Here is a 16,247-nt window from a genome sequence, read left to right on the forward strand (position 1 = left end):
CAACTGCACTTACCAGTGGGCCGCAGAAACGCAGAAAGCCCCTGCCGAAGCAGGGGCTTTCTCATGTGGCGGAGGATGGGGGATTTGAACCCCCGAGGGCGTGAACCCAACACGCGTTCCAGGCGTGCGCCATAGGCCGCTAGGCGAATCCTCCTCACTGGCTCGAAAGCCAGCGCGTACCAGTCTAGCGTGTTCACGCGGCTCCACCGAACCGGGCGCACCCCCGGCGAGGCGCGAGACACGCGCCGAGACCCCGAATGGGCCCCCGGAACGCAACGCTTTTCGTTACTTGCACCCGGATTTCGCTCCGCAAATCCCCCTCCGCGATGGATTTTCCTGCGAATTTCTTGAGCAGCGAACATCGTTACGAGCATTGGGATCGCACCCCACGATTCGCGCCCAGACTCCCTCAAACGAGGGAGGAAGACTTGAACGTAACGGAACGGTAACGCATACTGGGTGAGGCGCTCGGGCCCAGTCCCGGCGCTTTTTGTTGGACAACCCCCGGAGTGTAACGCGTGAATGTTTCTGCCAAAGCTTTTATTGTGAGCTTGGTTGCTTCAGTCACCTTCGCGCTGGGGGCCGCTCCCGCGGTGGCAGCACCCCCGGTCGAGGATTTTTCTCCCGCGGCGGTTCTTCCCGCAACGACGGTCTCGCAGACTCTCGACACAACGGGCGCTGGCCTTGCCGGTGAGAGCATCGACTCGGTGCTGCACATCGAAGAGGTCGCCCAGGTGCCCCACGGCTTCGACGTTGCCGCGACGATCGCGCTTGCGGAGAGCGAAATCGGCACGAGCCGCCCTACCGGCTGGAGCCAGCCGGGTGAGTGCATCATGTCCGCCCAGCGCTGGATCAAGGCCGGTGGCGGTGCGTGGACCGGCGGCGGCGACCCCGTGGCCAACTACACGGGCGCGAGCCGCATGACGCTCGAGACCGCGGCCCCCGGCGACATCATTCAGTACGAATACGCGAGCTCCCCCACGTCCTGGGTGACGGGCGTCCACACCGTCCTCATCACCGACGTGAACGACGACGGCACCTTCACCATCGTGCAGTCGAACAGCCCCGGCGGCTCTGGCCTCGTGACCGAGGAGAAGAACTGGACGCCACAGCCCCCCGCCGGCTTCCAGGCCGCCGTCTGGCGCTTCTAAACTTCGTTCGCCGCGAGGCGGTTACGCGCGCTCGGCGAGCGCCGCGGCGTACGCCTCGAGCATCACGCGGCTCTGCGCCGACTGCAGGAATCGATCCCCATCGGCCTCAGCAACGCGCAGGGGGCCCGCTGACGCACGTTCGGACGATCCGCCCGCAGCGGCCTCGGCTTCCCTCAGATCGGGATCGCTGAGCCCCGCACGCAGCTCTGCCACGGCGCCACGCAGGGTGTCCGCGAGCGCACTCACGTTCCCCGCAGGTACGCGCCACTCCGGCTGCACCGCGACATCGTCAGCGATGTTCGGGTCGCAGAAGATCGTCGGGGTGCCCAGCGCGGCGGCCTCGAACGGCGTGAGCCCCTGGGTTTCGAAGCCCATCGAGGTCTGCACCAGGGCATCAGCATCCCGCATCGCGGCGAGCGCCTGCGCGTAGGGAACCGGCCCCGGGATCGTCACGCGATCGCCCAGGCCGTGCGCCACGATCCGCTCGCGCACGCGCGGCAGCAGCAGCCCGGCGCCGTGTAGCGCGATGTCGGCGTCGATGTCGGCCTCCGCGATCGCGTCGATGAACTCGAGAATGCGCTTCTCCTGGCTCATTCGCCCGAGCCACACGAGGCGCGGGCGCGTCCGCGGTGCGCGCGGCACGGCTCGGGCCGCGGCGATTGCCCGGTCGTCGACTCCGCCCGGAGTAACTCGCACGTTGGCGGTCACCGAATGCGCGCGCAACTCCGCGGCAAAGTGCGCGGACGGCGCGGTGACCACCGCGGCGTCCGCGGCGAGTTCCGCGAGGAAGCGCCACGCACCACGTGAGCTGCGCGATACGCCGCCACGCGGCTTCCCGAGCGCGAGGAAGCGCCACGCACGCAGCGCCTGGAACGCGACGGGGGCGAACGGTGTCACCGCGCGCGTGCCCGCGTCCACGTGGTTGTGCATGGTGTGCACAATGGGCACGCGGAGCCCACGGGCAGCCCGGATCCCGATCATCGCACCCCAGAAGTCGCCCTGCACGTGCACGAGATCCACCGGCGGCAGCTGTGCGAGCCGCGCGGCAAGCGCCCGGTCCGTGCGTGCGCCGGGCCAGGTGATGCCGTACTCACGATCTCGCGTAATGGGGCGCGAGGGGAGGTCGAGGTACGCCTCGCGATCCGCTTCTGCCATCTCGTATCCGGCACGGTGCAGCTCGGGGGCCACGATGGTCACCCGGTGCCCCAGGCGCTCCAGAGCCTGGCGCTGCAACCGGATCGCCACCTGCACCCCGCCCAGCGAGTCGGGGTGCTGGTCTGTGACGACGAGCACGTGCATGATCAGCTCGCGGGGGTCTCGCCGCGGTACAGCGCCTCAAAAGTGTCGAGCGTGCGGTCGATGTCGTGCACCTGAACCGCCTCGAGCGAGGCTTCCTGCATCTTCCGGTACTCCTCGGGCGAGAGGCGCAGGATCTTCTCGACGCGTTCCGCGAGCTCACGGTCGTAGCCGGGCTGGAACAGGTAGCCATTCTCGCCCTCGTGCACGAGGTGCGGCAGGGCCATCGCGTCGGCGGCCACGATCGGCAGCCCGGAGGCCATCGCCTCCATCGTGGCGATCGACTGCAGCTCGGCGATCGAGGCGATAACGAACACGCTCGCCTCGGTGAGGTGGGCGCGCAGTTCAGCGTCCGTCACGCGGCCGGTGAAGTGCACACGATCCCGGATGCCGAGCTCGCCCGCGAGCTTCTCGAGGTTCTTGCGCTGATCGCCGTCGCCCACAATCGTGAAGCTCACCCGCAGTTCGGGATCCATGAGCGGGATCGCGCGCAAGATCACGTCGATCTCCTTCTCGAGGGTCACGCGGCCGACGAACACGAGCTTGTGTTCGGTGCGCGGCGAGAGGTCGGCGGTGTAGTCCGTAGCGCGCAGGCCGCAGCTCACCGGTAGCACCCCGCGGCGGTGCGTGTTGCGCTCGAGGAAGTCGGCGGCGCGGCGCGTGGGCGTGGTCACCTCGGCCGCATGCCGCAGCACGCGGTCGGCGTCGCGCCATCCCCAGCGCACGAAGAGGCGCTTCGCCCGCTCGGGCAAGAGAGTGAAATCGAGCACATTCTCGGGCATCACGTGGTTGGTCGCCACGATGCGAATGCCGCGCTTTGCCCCCTCCTTCGCGAGGGCCCGGCCGATCACGATGTGCGACTGGATGTGGATCACATCGGGGCGCACGCGGTCGAGCAGCTTGCGGGCGTAGCCGCGGGCGCGCCACGGCAACACGAAGCGCAGCCAGTCGTGCGGGTACCAGCGCCAGCTGGCCCAGCGGTGCACGGTCATCTGCTCGCCCTCGATGGTCTCCAGGAAGCTCCCCGTGTTGCTGTGGCCCACGGACGGCGCGACCACGTGCACATCATCGCCCCGGCGGACGAGGCCAGCGGCAAGGCGCTCAGCGAAACGGGCTGCGCCGTTCACGTCGGGGAGGAAGGTGTCGCAGCCGATCAGGATGCGAAGCGGGGCCGGACGCTCAGTGGTGCTCACGGTGTGCGGGAGTCCTTCGGTCGGGGAGAGGATGAACGCCGGTGGGCGAACACGCTCAAGTTTAGGCAACCCGCTGGGCGAAGTCGCCCCGGAACGGCCGTTCTGGCGCTTCTCTGGCACTGAAGTGAGTGAAGTCGGTACCCAGGTGCTACGTCAGTGCGCGCATTCGGCGCCGTAGCTCACCCCTGGGAGCTACGCGGCGCGGGATCGATGCGCCGAATCAGTGCGGCCGTTTCGGCTCGGTGCCGGGCCGCGCGCGGGGAATGTACCGGGGCACCCAGCGCGCAAAGCCGGCGGCGCCGAGCACCGCGAGTGCGCCCACTGCTCCGGCCGCGAGCGGAAGCGAGGTGGCTGCCAGCGCAGAGATGGCGAGCGGGGCGGCCGCGCCGCCGAGATCGACGAGCGTGCGCCAGGCAGAGAGGAATGGGGCGGGGTGTGCCTGCGGCGCGAGGTCCGCGCCAAGCGTCAGCACGATCCCGCTCGAGAGGCCGTTGCCGAGGCCAATCACCACGGCGCAGCCGATCAGCCACGCCGCGGCGTTCGGCAGTTCGTGCGTAAATGAGAGGGTGACGAACGCAACGGCCATGCCAATCGTGGCGGGGAGCGCGGCCCAGAGCCGCCCGAAGCGGTCCATCACCTGGCCGCTCAGGTAGAAGAGTGCGAAGTCGACCGTGCCGCAGATTCCCATGACTAGGGCCACCGCCGAGGCGTCGAGGCCAATCGAGACACCCCAGAGCGGCAGCAGCACATCCTTCACTGTGCGAAGGCCTGAGAGCACTGCCGCAGAGCCGCCGACGCGCAGGAGCGGCGCACTGTGCCCGCGAATCGCGGCGCGGACGCTGGTGGGCGCGGCGGCGACCCCAGCCGCGGGGGAAGGAGCGGGTGCGGCCGGGAGCACCCGCTCGGGATCGGGCGCGAACCACACGAGCGCGGCAACGAGCGCAAGGCACACGACGAACGCCCACACCGGCGCGGTAGCGGAACCGGTGAGGCTGAGGAGCGCCGCCGCGAGGAATGGCCCGGCGAAGCGACCGAGCCGATGCGACCCACCAATAAGCGAGAGTGCCCGGGCGCGGAAGGTCACCGGCACGCGCGTCGTCATAAAGGAGTGCCGCGCGAGCCCGAATGTGGCCGCGGCGAAGCCGATCACCAGCACGGCGATGCCGAGCAGCCCAGGAGTGGGTGCGAGCGCCACCCCCAGGGCCCCAAGCAGCGCCACCCCACTCGCAAGAAGCATCGCGATGCGCTCTCCCGCGCGCGACACCACCCACCCGGCCGGGAGGTTGCCGAGCAGCTGGCCGACAACGAGCGCCGACGCGATGACCCCGGACAGCGCGAGGCTCGCGCCCATCCCCACCGCGATTACGGGGATGAGCGGCATGAGCGCGTTCTGGCCCAGCGTGAAGAGGATGGTGGGACCGTAGATGCTCGGTGCCATCCGCGTGAGCAGGGTGCGCGTCGGATTCGTCATAGGGGGTCCAGACTATTGCTCTGTGTGCCCGAGGCGCGATGCACATTGTGCCCAGCGTGACGCCCGAAAAGCAGGCATGCACCACATCACCGCGATGCGGCCTTTTTTCACTATGCGTTGACGCTCTGGTGATGAATGCCTGATGAGTCCACGCTGGAAAGGTGTCCAGGATCCACTCGCCCGCAGCCGCCAAGATCGGCAAGCAGATTCGCGCGGTCCGCCTGGAGCTCGGCATTTCGCAGGAAGATTTGGGCGAACTCTCCGAAATTAATTGGACCACTATCGGCAAGATCGAGCGTGGGGTCTCCAGCCCCACCGTTGAGACACTCGTGCGTCTCGCCACTGCCCTGAGTGTTGAACCAGGCAGTCTGATCACCGGTGTGACCCCCGACGACTACGGGAGTCGATCGCACCGGCTTACCGCGCGCGACCTGATCCAAGCGCGGGCGCACGAGCAGACAGAACCGTAAACGTTCGATCCCGCGCGATCTGCGTGGCCGGACCAATTGCGCGCTCAACGAGCGTGCGATAGCGCAGGTGCGAGTTGAACACGATGCGCAGCTCGCCACCCGGCGCGAGCGCGCGCGTGCAGGCCTCGATGAGCCGGTGTGCCACGCCGGCGTGCACTGTCGCGCCGGTGTGAAACGGCGGATTGAGCAGGATCAGTTCCGCCCAGCCATCGGGCACCACCTCGAGCGCGTCCGCGCGATGTACGCAGAGGCCGGCGGGGTCGGTGTCTGCGCCGTGCGCGCAGCCCGTGGCGAGCACACCCGCGCGATCTGCGGTGAGTGTGGTGGCGCGCTGCGCCGCGGCCGACTGGTCGGTCGCGATGACGTGGGCGGCCGGCCACGCGCGGGCGGCCGAGACCCCGAGCACACCGTTGCCACAGCCGAGATCGACGATGCGCCGCACGCCGGGTGACACGTTGCCGAGACCTGAGAGCAGCAGACGGCTCCCGTGGTCGAGCGTGGGGCCGCCGAACGTTGCGCCGAAGGCCGCGACGGGGAACGCAAGATCTGCGTCTTCTCCGAACCGTGGGAACGGTGCCGAGCCGAGCGCGTCGGGGGCGAGCGGCGCGCGCGCAGTGAGCACCCGAGACTTCCGTCGGGCGAGGCCCGCGGACACCTCGGCGAAGCGTCGGCCGAGTACTTCGTTCATTGCGAGGGTCATGTGTTTCACACGGCCGCCAGCGAACACGTGCACCTCGGGGTGAGCCCAGGCCGCGATGGACCACGCGATCTCGTCAAGCGCGTCAAGCCCGCGCGGCAACTGCACGAGCACCAGCCGTGCCCCAGCGAGCAACGACGCATCAAGCGGGTGCGAGACGAACGCACCATCAGCGCCGGCCGGGATCCCCAGCCGCTCTGCGTTGCGGTGCAGCGCGCGCTCGCCGAGCACCGGGTCCTGGAACACTCGAATTCCGCGGGCGCCGAGCAGCTCGGCCGCGCCGAGCGTGAGCGCGCCGTGGCGGTCACCGATCACCACGAGCTCACCCGGCTGCAGCGCGCGGATCTCGTCCGCTGCTGTGCTGAGTAGCAGCTCGTCGGTCGCGTCGTGCGCCTGCAGCTCCTCCGCGTCAAAGTCGGGCTCCCGCGAGAGCCGGGCGAAGAAGTCTGCGGCCCCGGTTAGGGCTTCCACACAACCACTTCCGCGTTGCGGCGCACACGGGTGCCCCGGCGGAGGGTCACCACTTCGCCGCCCGCGCCGCCCGCAGCGAACACGCGCCGATCGGGTCGCTGCATGCGCTCCTCAGAGAGCGCCCGTTCAAGTTCGCGCACTTGGTGCTGCAACTGCTCCACGCGGTCCTCGAGCTGCAACACGCGGCGGATGCCCTCAAGGCTCAGGCCCTCGGCCGACAGCCGTGCCACCTCGCGCAGCCGGGAGACGTCGTGCAGCGAGTAGCGGCGAGTGTTCCCGCGCGTGCGCTGGGGGGAAACCAGTCCGATGCGGTCGTACTGCCGCAGCGTCTGGGGATGCATCTCGGCGAGCTCCGCTGCTGCCGCAATCGCAAAAACGGGCGTGAAGCGATCCATCTGGGGTGTCGCCATGATGTGCTGTCCTCTCGTCCCGGGTGGTGTGAGTGGGCCGGCCGCACGTGGCGGCCGGCCCGGCACGCTAGCTGCGTGCACGTGCGAGGAGATCCTCGCGCGGGTTTTCATCCGATTCAACATCACGGAAGGCTTCAAGCGCTGCCTTCGCCTCCGCGGAAAGGTGGCTCGGAACGACGACCTGCACCTCCGCGAGGAGATCGCCCGTCGCCTTGGCGGTCTTCACGCCGCGGCCCTTCACGCGCAGGACGCGCCCGCTCGGAGTGCCCGGCTGCACCTTCAGCCTGACGGGGTCGCCGCCCAGCGTTGGCACCTCGACCGTTGCGCCGAGTGCCGCCTCGGAGAAGGTGATCGGCAGCTTGAGACGCAGGTTGTTGCCCTCGCGCTCGAAGACGGGGTGCTTACGCACAGCAACCGTGAGGATGATGTCCCCTGGCTGCCCGCCGTTCGGACTGGGCTCGCCCTTGCCACGCACCTTGATCTTCTGCCCGTCGGACACGCCAGCCGGGATCTTCACCTTCACGGTGCCAGTCGGCGCCTGGAGAGTAACCGTCTTGCCGTGCACGGCAGTCTCGAAGTCGAGCGTCGTTGAGGCCTGCACATCGCGTCCCGGCTGGGGGCCGCGCTGCGCTCCGCCAAACATCCCAAAGATGTCCTCGAAGCCCTGGCCGCCGCCCTGCTGGAAGCCGTACTGCTGGCCACGCCCGCCGCCGCCGAACATGCCGCCGAAGACGTCCTCGAAGCCTTGCGCGCCGCCACCGGAGGTGAAGCGCGCGCCGCCCGCACCCATGGCGCGAATCTGATCGTACTCGGCGCGCTGCTCAGCGTCGGAGAGCACCGAGTAGGCCTCGCTGATCTCCTTAAACTTCGCTTCCGCAGCCGCGTCGCCCGGATTCGAGTCCGGGTGATAGGTGCGTGCGAGCTTGCGGTAGGTCTTCTTCAGCTCCGCATCGCTCGCCGTCTTCGAGACACCAAGGATTTGGTAGAAGTCCTTATCGAGCCAATCCTGACTAGCCATCTGCCCCCACCGCCACCGCTACCTTGGCGGGGCGCAGCTCAACATCGCCGAGTCGGTACCCCCGCTCGATTACGTCCAGGACCGTGTCCTGCTCGGTGCCGGGCACGGGCACCTGCGCGATGGCCTCGTGCACCTGCGGGTCGAAGGGCTCACCCTTCTCACCGAAGCTCGAGAGGCCGAAGCGCTCAAGCGTGCTGCGCAGCTTCTGCCCGATCGTCGCGAAAGCGCTGCCCTCGGTCAGATCGCCGTGCTGCTCGGCCCGATCAAGGTCATCGAGCACCGACAGGAGCGGGGTCACCGCCGCTGCGATGGCTCGCTGCTTCTCGAGCACGGCATTTGCCTCGGTGCGCTTGCGGTAGTTCGCGTACTCTGCGGTGAGCCGGCGGAGATCCTCCAGGTAGGGGTTCTCTGCCTCGCCCGCCTCAGCGTCCGCGCCCGCAGCGGCATCGCTCTGCTCCGCGTTCAGGATGTCGTCGACCGTGAGGTCCTCCTGCTGCGGCTCGGGGCCGGAGGCATTCGCCTCCGACCCCGCAGCAGGAACCTCACTCCCGGTGAACTCGTCGTCCGAGCCCGGGGTGTGCTGTTCCTTGTTCGTCATGGTTACTTCTGCTCTCCGGTGTTCTCGGACTCGTCGTCCTCAACGACCTCGGCGTCCACCACGTCGTCATCGTTCGATGCGTCGGCACCGTCCGCTGTGGGCTGCTCAGCCTGTGCCGCGGCGTAGATCGCCTCGCCGAGCTTCGACTGGCTCTGGCTGAGCTTCTCGGAGGCGGTCTTCACGGCAGCCTCGTCCTCGCCGGCCAGCGCCTGCTTCAGCGCGTCCAGGTCGCCCTGCACCTCGGTCTTGATGTCCTCGGGGAGCTTGTCCTCGTTCTCCGAGATCAGCTTCTCCACGGAGTAGGCGAGCTGCTCAGCGTTGTTGCGCTGCTCCGCTGCCTCACGGCGCTGCTTGTCCTCGGCTGCGTGCTCCTCGGCCTCGCGCACCATGCGCTCGATGTCTTCCTTCGAGAGCGTCGAGCCACCGGAGATGGTGATCGTCTGCTCCTTGCCGGTGCCCTTGTCCTTCGCGGACACCTGCACGATGCCGTTGGCGTCGATATCGAAGGTGACCTCGATCTGCGGGATGCCGCGGGGAGCCGGGGCGATGCCGGTCAGCTCGAAGGTACCCAGGTTCTTGTTGTCGCGGGTGAACTCGCGCTCGCCCTGGAACACCTGGATGGCGACCGACGGCTGGCTGTCCTCAGCGGTGGTGAAGGTCTCGGAGCGCTTCGTGGGGATGGCCGTGTTGCGCTCGATGAGCTTCGTCATGATGCCACCCTTGGTCTCGATACCGAGAGACAGGGGGGTGACGTCGATGAGCAGCACGTCCTTGCGCTCACCCTTCAGCACGCCGGCCTGGAGTGCGGCGCCGACAGCGACGACCTCATCCGGGTTGACGCCCTTGTTGGGCTCGCGGCCACCGGTGAGCTGCTTCACGAGCTCGGTGACGGCGGGCATACGGGTCGAGCCACCGACGAGCACCACGTGCGCGATGTCGCCGACCTTGACGCCCGCCTCAGCGATAACGTCCTGGAACGGCTTGCGGGTGCGCTCGAGGAGATCCTTCGTGAGCTCTTCGAACTTCGCGCGGGTGAGCGTCTCGTCGAGGTTCGCCGGCCCGTTCTCGGTGAGCGAGAGGTAGGGCAGCTGCACCTGGGCGCTCATCGAGTTCGAGAGCTCCTTCTTGGCCTGCTCTGCGGCCTCCTTGAGGCGCTGCAGGGCGATCTTGTCGCCGGAGACGTCAACGCCGGTCGACGCCTTGAACTGCGCAGCGAGATAATCCACCACGCGCTGATCCCAGTCGTCGCCGCCGAGGCGGTTGTCGCCCGAGGTTGCGCGCACCTGGATGGTGGAGAAGTCGTCATCCTTGCCCACCTCGAGGAGGGACACGTCGAAGGTGCCGCCACCGAGGTCGAAGACCAGGATGAGCTCGTCTTCCTTGCCCTTGTCGAGGCCGTACGCGAGTGCCGCAGCGGTGGGCTCGTTGATGATGCGAAGCACGTTGAGGCCGGCGATCTCACCGGCTTCCTTCGTCGCCTGGCGCTCGGCGTCGTTGAAGTACGCGGGCACGGTAATGACGGCGTCGGTGACCTTGTCGCCGAGGTAGGTCTCAGCGTCGCGCTTCAGCTTCATGAGCGTACGCGCGCTGATCTCCTGCGCGGTGTAGCGCTTGCCGTCGATGTCGTCGCTCTTCCAGTCGGTGCCCATGTGGCGCTTGACGGAGGCGATCGTACGATCGACGTTGGTGACGGCCTGGCGCTTGGCGGTCTCGCCGACGAGCACCTCGCCATCCTTCGTGAACGCGACGATCGAGGGGGTGGTGCGGAAGCCTTCCGCGTTAGCGATGACGGTGGGCTCGCCGCCCTCAAGAACGGCAACCACCGAGTTCGTGGTGCCGAGGTCGATACCGACTGCACGTGACATGTGCGCTCCTTCGTGTTGGTGTGTTCGGCGCCGTGTGTGGCACCGCGGTCTGGTCGCTCGGGATCGGATCCACCGACCTTGAGCCTGATGCACTCAAGTTTACCGAGCCACTCCAGCGAGTCAAGTCGATTCACCAAAACTTGAGCCAATCACACTCAACTTTCAGGATTCAGCCACATCCTGGCCAGATTCCCCCTGATCAGCAACCGCTGCGCCCCGAGTTTCCCTCCCGCACAGGCCGCGGAGCCAGTACTGTGAGCAGCATGAGCGAAACCGCGCCGGTCGTCCCTCCCGCTGCGACTCCCCCGGCCGGCAAAGGCCGCATCCTTGCGTGGTCGATGTGGGATTGGGGCTCTGCGGCGTTCCAAGCCGTCGTCACCACCTTTGTCTTCGGCGTCTACATCACGCAGCCGGCGTTTGGGCCCGAGCACGAGGTCACGGCGCAGCTCGGCACCGCGCTGCTGATCGCCGGTGTCGTCGTGGCGCTCATCGCTCCCATCACGGGCCAGCTCTCCGATGCCGCCGGCCGCCGCAAGCTGTGGCTTGGCATCACCACCGCGATCACCGTCGGCTGCACCGCGCTCCTCGCACTCGTGGCCCCCGAGCCGAACTACCTGATGCTCGGCCTCGTGCTGCTCGCGATCGGCAACGTGGCATTCGAGTTCGCCACCGTCAGCTACAACGCCATGCTGAGCCAGGTCTCCACCAACGCGAACGTCGGCCGCGTCTCCGGCTTTGGTTGGGGCATGGGCTACCTCGGCGGCATCGTGCTGCTCGCGATCCTGCTCGTCGGCTTCATCTTCCCCGACCCCGGCTGGTTCGGCGTGACACACGAGGGCGGGTGGAACATCCGCGTCGCGATGCTGGTGTCGGCAGCCTGGTTCGCCCTGAGCGCGATCCCGGTCTTCTTCGCGGTGCCAGAGATCGCCGCCGACCCCGCACGTAAGCCGGGTGTCCGTGGCGTCGTCACCGCGTACGGCACCCTGTTCCGCACAATCGGGGACCTCTGGCGCAACGCACGCCAGACCCTGTTCTTCCTCGTCGCGAGCGCAGTGTTCCGTGACGGTCTCGCCGGCGTCTTCACCTTCGGCGGCGTGATTGCCGCGCGTAGCTTCGGCTTCGACGCCACCACCGTGATCATCTTCGCCATCGCCGCGAACGTGGTGGCAGGACTCGCAACGATCGTGGCGGGCTTCGCGGAAGACCGGATCGGCGCCAAGCCGATCATGATGTGGTCGCTCGCCTGCATGATCCTCTCGGCGCTGCTCGTCTTCATCCTTGCCGACCTCGGCACGTGGGTGTTCTGGGTGTTCGGTCTCCTGCTGTGCATCTTTGTGGGGCCGGTGCAGTCGGCGAGCCGCACCTTCCTCACCCGCCTCATTCCCGCTGGCCGCGAGGGCGAGATCTTCGGGCTCTACGCCACGACGGGGCGCGCGGTATCGTTCCTCTCCCCCGGCGCCTTCACTCTGACGGTGGCGCTCGGCGGCGCCGCAATCTTCGGCATTCTCGGCATCGCGCTCGTGCTGATCGTCGGGTTGATCCTGCTCCTTCCGGTCCGCACCCAGCGCGACGCAGTCGCAGCCTCCACGGCAGCATGACCCGAGCCCCGGTCCAGGCCGCAAGCCGCTAACCTGGATCGGTGGCCCGCCCCCCTCTTTCCCCCGAGCAGCTCTCCGTCTACGAGCGGATCGAGCACACGCGTGAGCACATTTTCGTGACAGGCCGCGCGGGAACGGGCAAATCCACGATTCTGAACCACCTCGCGTGGAACACCAGCAAGATCATCGCGGTCTGCGCTCCCACGGGCGTCGCCGCGCTCAACGTCGGCGGCCAAACCATCCACTCACTGCTGCGACTGCCCACGGGAGTGATCGCAGACCAGGAGCTCGATCAGCCAGCCGAGCTCAAGAAGATGCTCGCCTCGATCGATACGCTCGTGATCGACGAGATCTCCATGGTGTCGGCCGACCTGATGGACGCGATCGACCGTTCACTCCGCCAGGCACGGGGCAAGCGGCACGACCCGTTCGGCGGCGCCCAGATCATCATGTTCGGGGATCCCTATCAGCTGCCCCCCGTGCCGCCGCGCGACCCGCACGAGCGGGCCTACTTCGCCGATACGTACCGCTCGCTCTGGTTCTTTGACGCGAATGTGTGGCAGGACGCCGAGCTCGCAACGATCGAGCTGGTCGAGGTGCACCGCCAGCGCGACGACCGCTTCAAGCAGATCCTCGGCGCCGTGCGCCACGGTGTCGTCACTGCCGACCAGGCGGAAGAGCTGAACGCAGCGGGTGCCCGCCCCGCCCCGCGCGACGTCATCACGCTCGCGACCACGAACGCGACCGTCAACCGCATCAACGCCGAGCGGCTCGCAGAGATCCGCGGCGGCGCCCTGCGCGCGGTCGCGGAGATCAACGGCGAGTTCCGCGAGAACACCTACCCCGCTGACGAGGTACTCGAGCTCAAGCCCGGCGCGCAGGTCATGTTCCTCCGCAACGACGCCGACGGTCGCTGGGTGAACGGCACCATCGGCACGGTCTCCCGCGTCGACGGCACCGTGTGGGTGGAGGTCGACGACGAGGAGTACGAGGTCGAGCCGACCGTGTGGGAGCGCTACCGCTACCGCTACGACGCCGAGACGAAGAAACTCGAGAAAGAGGTCGTCGCCGAGTTCGAGCAGTTCCCGCTGCGCCTCGCGTGGGCAGTCACCGTGCACAAGTCGCAGGGGCACACCTATGACGCCGCCGTAATCGACCTCGGGCCGCGAGCGTTCAGCGCGGGGCAGACCTACGTTGCGCTCAGCCGCGTGCGGTCACTCGATGGTCTCTTCCTCCAGCGCCCACTGCAGCCGCGCGACGTGATCGTCGACCCGAACGTGGTCCGCTTCATGCAGAACCGCGAGGTCCGCGGCTAACACTCGCGTCCGCTGCACGCCTCACACAGCTCGGGATCGGGATCGCTGCGCCCCACAACGCAGCACGCGCCGCCCGGCGAGAATGCCGGGCGGCGCGTGCTGATCCGCGTCTGCGGGAGTTAGGCGGCCGCCGCCTTCGCTGCGCCGAGGTCGACAAACACCGCGGTGTTGAACGCGTACGCCGTGCGCACCTCGTCGAGCATGCGTGCCCGCTCTGCCTCGTCAAGCCGCTCGCCCAGCGCGTCGAGCTCGGCGCGGTAGGCGTTCTTGAAGTCCACAAGCGAACCGAGGCCCGCGAAGTCGTAGAAGGCGATGCCCGCGTGTTCGAGCTCGTGCTGCTTCGCCACGCGCTTCGCGATCATCTGGCCCCCCGAAAGGTCGCCAAGGTAGCGCGTGTAGTGGTGCGCGACGATGCCGGCCGCCCAGCCCTCGTCGGCGATCTCGCGAATTCGCGCCGCGTACGCCGCCGTGGCGGGCACCGGGGCGATGCGCTCACGCCAGTCGGCGCCGATCAGGTGGGCGAGATCTTCCTCGAGCGCGGCCATGCGCACGAGTCCGCCCGGGTGGAAGCCGGCGAACGCGGGATCCTGCGCGAGCTGCTCGGAGGCAGCCTCAAGCGCTTCGTACATGAAGAAGTGCTGAGCAACGAGATCGATGTAGTCCTGGCGGGTGCCCGTGCCACGCATGATGTCCTCCATAAAGGTGGCACCCTCGCTGTCGGAGTGGTCCCCCCAGGAGCTCTCGCGGATCACGCGTGAGAACGGCTTCTCGCCGTCCTCGACCTCATCGGTGCCGCCGTGGTGACCAGCACCGTGGTGACCGCCGCCGTGGTGGGCCCCGTGCTCGTGGCCGCCGTGCTCGTGACCGCCGTGGTGGTGATCGGCTGCCGCAGCGGGCGCGTGCTCTTCGCGTGCGGGCACGCCGAGCTTCTCGCAGGCCGCGTTGTAGAGCGCCACCACCTCGCGGCGGATCTCGGGGCGCTCCGAGATGGCCCCCGCGGGCCACGCCACTGAGAGCTCGTGCTCACCGGCGGGGTCGACCACGCGCCATACGCCCGCGTCGCCCGTCACGCCGACCATCGTGCTGGCCATGGCCTCGGGGTACCCGAAGGCTCGCGCGATGAGGAGATTATCGTCTGTGTGGTCACCGTTCATGTGCCCAGTCACAGCCGCCACCACTTTATCCGTAAAGATCGTCACCACATCAGTCTAGTAAGGGCAGCCTCACTTCGGCGCGCTGGTGCGGTTTCTCACGGCAGCTACACGGGTCCACATCTCATGTATGGCCGGTTCTCAGACTTGCGCTCCCTTCCCTGAGCGCCTCCGCACCCACGACGCAGTAGACTTCCCTACTGTTCTGTAGTCCCTGCGGTATCCCGCGAAGATTGGCGGTCGAGCTTGATCCTGAAACGTGCGCATCGCACCGGCCTCGCACTCGTCGGTCTCGTTACCGCCGCCGCCCTCGGCCTCACCGGCTGCTCCGGCGGCACGAGCGGCTCCGGCGCCGGCAACGTCAACACGATCGACGAGGGCCTCGCTGGCAGCATCAACACCGCGGTTGAGTCCGCGCTCGCGCTCAGCAAGTCCACCGAGGCAGTGGTGGGCGTGTGGAGCTCCGGCGACGGTGGCAGCTACGTGCAGGGGTTCGGCTCGGACACCGTTGACGGGAACAGCCGTATCCGCGGCGCGCAGGCGACGCAGCCCGTGATGTGCGCGCTGCTGCTCGACCTCGTCGGCACCGGCAAGCTCGATCTCGACCGCGAGATCTCGAAGGATCTCACCCGCCAGTCGGGTATCGAGGGCATCACCTACCGCCAGCTGTGCGACATGCGCTCCGGCGTGGCCGACTTCAAGGGCCCGTTTGGTGATCTCTTCGCGAACAACCCCACGCGCCCCTGGCCCGAGCAGGAGCTGCTCGCGCAGGGCCTCGCGCACTCCCCCGAGTCGTGGCCGGGCCTCGACTTCCACCAGTCCGACACGAACGCGGTGCTCCTGGAGCGCGTGCTCAAGGTGAAGACGGGTGAGGAAATGCCGCAGCTGCTCGAGGAGCACGTGTTCTCTCCGGCAAAGATGGGTTCTTCGTACTACCCCGAGGACGACGCGACAACGGTGACAGGCTCGACGCTGGGCTCGCTCACCTACCCGATGAGCGGTGGAAAGCCGGTCTGCGACGCTGAGCCGGTTGCGGTGCCCGAGGTTTCCCCCACAATGCTCGGCGGCGCTGGCGCAACCGTCACCACCGTTGGTGATCTGAAGGCCTTCTACGAGAGCTACCTCGACGGCGCGTTCGGCGGCAAGTCCGCGGGCGTGGTCACCGAGCTGCAGCCGACGAAGAACCCGAAGCGCGACGACAAGGGCACCCCCACCGAGGATCCCGACACCGAGGGCCGCCAGTGGGCGTTCGGCATGGAAAAGGTCGGCCCGCTCTACGGTCGCGCTGGCGCGATCACTGGCACGCTCACGGCCGCGTACCACGATCCCGAGTCGGGCTACTCGGTTGTCGTGGCGCTCAACAACTCCTCCGCGGGCGCAGAGTTCGCGAAGCAGCTGGCCCTGCAGCTCACCGCCATCGCGGCGGGAGCTGGCGCCGCACCCGAGGTGGCCTGGTCTGCGGAAGACTCGGCGGCGGCGCTCGCCGAGCGCGCGATCTGCCAGTAGCGACGGGCTGGCGGCGCGCCACGCGGTGCGTCGCCC

General features: G+C 68.0%; 14 protein-coding genes and 1 tRNA gene. 5 read left to right on the forward strand and 10 right to left on the reverse strand.

Annotation, left to right across the window (positions count from 1 at the left end; translation table 11 throughout):
• Positions 1–66 precede the first annotated feature (66 nt).
• Positions 67–154: transfer RNA gene (locus tag ACR81A_RS13435), tRNA-Ser, on the reverse strand.
• A 391-nt stretch (positions 155–545) separates the two neighbouring features.
• Here ACR81A_RS13435 and ACR81A_RS13440 point away from each other — a divergent pair.
• Complete coding sequence (locus ACR81A_RS13440) at positions 546–1,151, forward strand: CHAP domain-containing protein (RefSeq protein WP_337248863.1); 606 nt, start codon at positions 546–548, stop codon at positions 1,149–1,151.
• Between the two features lie 21 nt (positions 1,152–1,172).
• Here the strand turns inward: ACR81A_RS13440 and ACR81A_RS13445 are convergent, their stop codons facing one another.
• The 3 genes from ACR81A_RS13445 to ACR81A_RS13455 form a co-directional block, all read right to left on the reverse strand.
• Positions 1,173–2,450 (reverse strand): glycosyltransferase, encoded by a 1,278-nt coding sequence (locus tag ACR81A_RS13445; protein ID WP_440312089.1) that lies wholly within the window; start codon positions 2,448–2,450, stop codon positions 1,173–1,175.
• 2 nt (positions 2,451–2,452) lie between these two features.
• Positions 2,453–3,640, reverse strand: a complete 1,188-nt coding sequence (locus tag ACR81A_RS13450; RefSeq protein WP_440312090.1) for a glycosyltransferase — start codon at positions 3,638–3,640, stop codon at positions 2,453–2,455.
• A gap of 220 nt (positions 3,641–3,860) precedes the next feature.
• Positions 3,861–5,111: an MFS transporter gene (locus ACR81A_RS13455; protein ID WP_440312091.1), complete on the reverse strand. Its 1,251-nt coding sequence runs from the start codon at positions 5,109–5,111 to the stop codon at positions 3,861–3,863.
• Positions 5,112–5,272: 161 nt separating this feature from the next.
• Between ACR81A_RS13455 and ACR81A_RS13460 the strand changes: the two genes are divergently transcribed.
• Positions 5,273–5,581 (forward strand): helix-turn-helix domain-containing protein, encoded by a 309-nt coding sequence (locus ACR81A_RS13460; RefSeq protein WP_440312092.1) that lies wholly within the window; start codon positions 5,273–5,275, stop codon positions 5,579–5,581.
• On the opposite strand, the gene ACR81A_RS13465 is transcribed toward ACR81A_RS13460, so the two are convergent.
• The 5 genes from ACR81A_RS13465 to dnaK all read right to left on the reverse strand — a co-directional run bounded on the left by ACR81A_RS13465 (position 5,529) and on the right by dnaK (position 10,640).
• A complete protein-coding gene (locus tag ACR81A_RS13465) occupies positions 5,529–6,749 on the reverse strand; it encodes a class I SAM-dependent methyltransferase (RefSeq protein WP_440312093.1) in 1,221 nt (406 codons plus the stop codon). The two genes, ACR81A_RS13460 and ACR81A_RS13465, sit on opposite strands and share 53 nt — an antisense overlap.
• Entirely contained in the window at positions 6,737–7,159 is a 423-nt protein-coding gene (locus ACR81A_RS13470; protein ID WP_237462171.1) for a heat shock protein transcriptional repressor HspR, read from the reverse strand. Before ACR81A_RS13470 ends, ACR81A_RS13465 begins: the two co-directional genes overlap by 13 nt.
• A 67-nt stretch (positions 7,160–7,226) precedes the next feature.
• Entirely contained in the window at positions 7,227–8,177 is a 951-nt protein-coding gene (locus tag ACR81A_RS13475; RefSeq protein WP_202380642.1) for a DnaJ C-terminal domain-containing protein, read from the reverse strand.
• A complete protein-coding gene (locus tag ACR81A_RS13480) occupies positions 8,170–8,775 on the reverse strand; it encodes a nucleotide exchange factor GrpE (protein ID WP_202380641.1) in 606 nt (201 codons plus the stop codon). The genes ACR81A_RS13475 and ACR81A_RS13480 overlap by 8 nt, the downstream gene beginning before the upstream one ends.
• A 2-nt stretch (positions 8,776–8,777) precedes the next feature.
• Positions 8,778–10,640, reverse strand: a complete 1,863-nt coding sequence (gene dnaK, locus ACR81A_RS13485; RefSeq protein WP_440312094.1) for a molecular chaperone DnaK — start codon at positions 10,638–10,640, stop codon at positions 8,778–8,780.
• Between the two features lie 263 nt (positions 10,641–10,903).
• On the opposite strand from dnaK, the gene ACR81A_RS13490 reads away from it, so the two are divergent.
• Together ACR81A_RS13490 and ACR81A_RS13495 are read left to right on the forward strand one after the other, a co-directional pair.
• Positions 10,904–12,238: an MFS transporter gene (locus tag ACR81A_RS13490; RefSeq protein WP_440312095.1), complete on the forward strand. Its 1,335-nt coding sequence runs from the start codon at positions 10,904–10,906 to the stop codon at positions 12,236–12,238.
• Between the two features lie 41 nt (positions 12,239–12,279).
• Positions 12,280–13,554: an AAA family ATPase gene (locus tag ACR81A_RS13495; RefSeq protein ID WP_202380637.1), complete on the forward strand. Its 1,275-nt coding sequence runs from the start codon at positions 12,280–12,282 to the stop codon at positions 13,552–13,554.
• Positions 13,555–13,673: 119 nt separating this feature from the next.
• Here the strand turns inward: ACR81A_RS13495 and ACR81A_RS13500 are convergent, their stop codons facing one another.
• Entirely contained in the window at positions 13,674–14,753 is a 1,080-nt protein-coding gene (locus ACR81A_RS13500; protein ID WP_440312096.1) for a biliverdin-producing heme oxygenase, read from the reverse strand.
• A gap of 198 nt (positions 14,754–14,951) precedes the next feature.
• Here ACR81A_RS13500 and ACR81A_RS13505 point away from each other — a divergent pair, with 198 nt between their 5' ends.
• Positions 14,952–16,211: a serine hydrolase domain-containing protein gene (locus ACR81A_RS13505; RefSeq protein ID WP_202380636.1), complete on the forward strand. Its 1,260-nt coding sequence runs from the start codon at positions 14,952–14,954 to the stop codon at positions 16,209–16,211.
• Positions 16,212–16,247 lie beyond the last annotated feature (36 nt).

Source organism: Leucobacter chromiireducens (assembly GCF_051993095.1).
GTDB classification, from domain to species: Bacteria; Actinomycetota; Actinomycetes; order Actinomycetales; family Microbacteriaceae; genus Leucobacter; species Leucobacter chromiireducens.

Excerpts from the sequence above, each read along its gene's own strand:
- ACR81A_RS13470 (WP_237462171.1), bottom strand. The coding sequence starts at position 7,159 with ATGGCGACACCCCAGATGGATCGCTTCACGCCCGTTTTTGCGATTGCG.
- ACR81A_RS13475 (WP_202380642.1), bottom strand. The coding sequence starts at position 8,177 with ATGGCTAGTCAGGATTGGCTCGATAAGGACTTCTACCAAATCCTTGGT.
- ACR81A_RS13455 (WP_440312091.1), bottom strand. The coding sequence starts at position 5,111 with ATGACGAATCCGACGCGCACCCTGCTCACGCGGATGGCACCGAGCATC.
- ACR81A_RS13445 (WP_440312089.1), bottom strand. The coding sequence starts at position 2,450 with ATGCACGTGCTCGTCGTCACAGACCAGCACCCCGACTCGCTGGGCGGG.
- ACR81A_RS13490 (WP_440312095.1), top strand. The coding sequence starts at position 10,904 with ATGAGCGAAACCGCGCCGGTCGTCCCTCCCGCTGCGACTCCCCCGGCC.
- ACR81A_RS13480 (WP_202380641.1), bottom strand. The coding sequence starts at position 8,775 with ATGACGAACAAGGAACAGCACACCCCGGGCTCGGACGACGAGTTCACC.
- dnaK (WP_440312094.1), bottom strand. The coding sequence starts at position 10,640 with ATGTCACGTGCAGTCGGTATCGACCTCGGCACCACGAACTCGGTGGTT.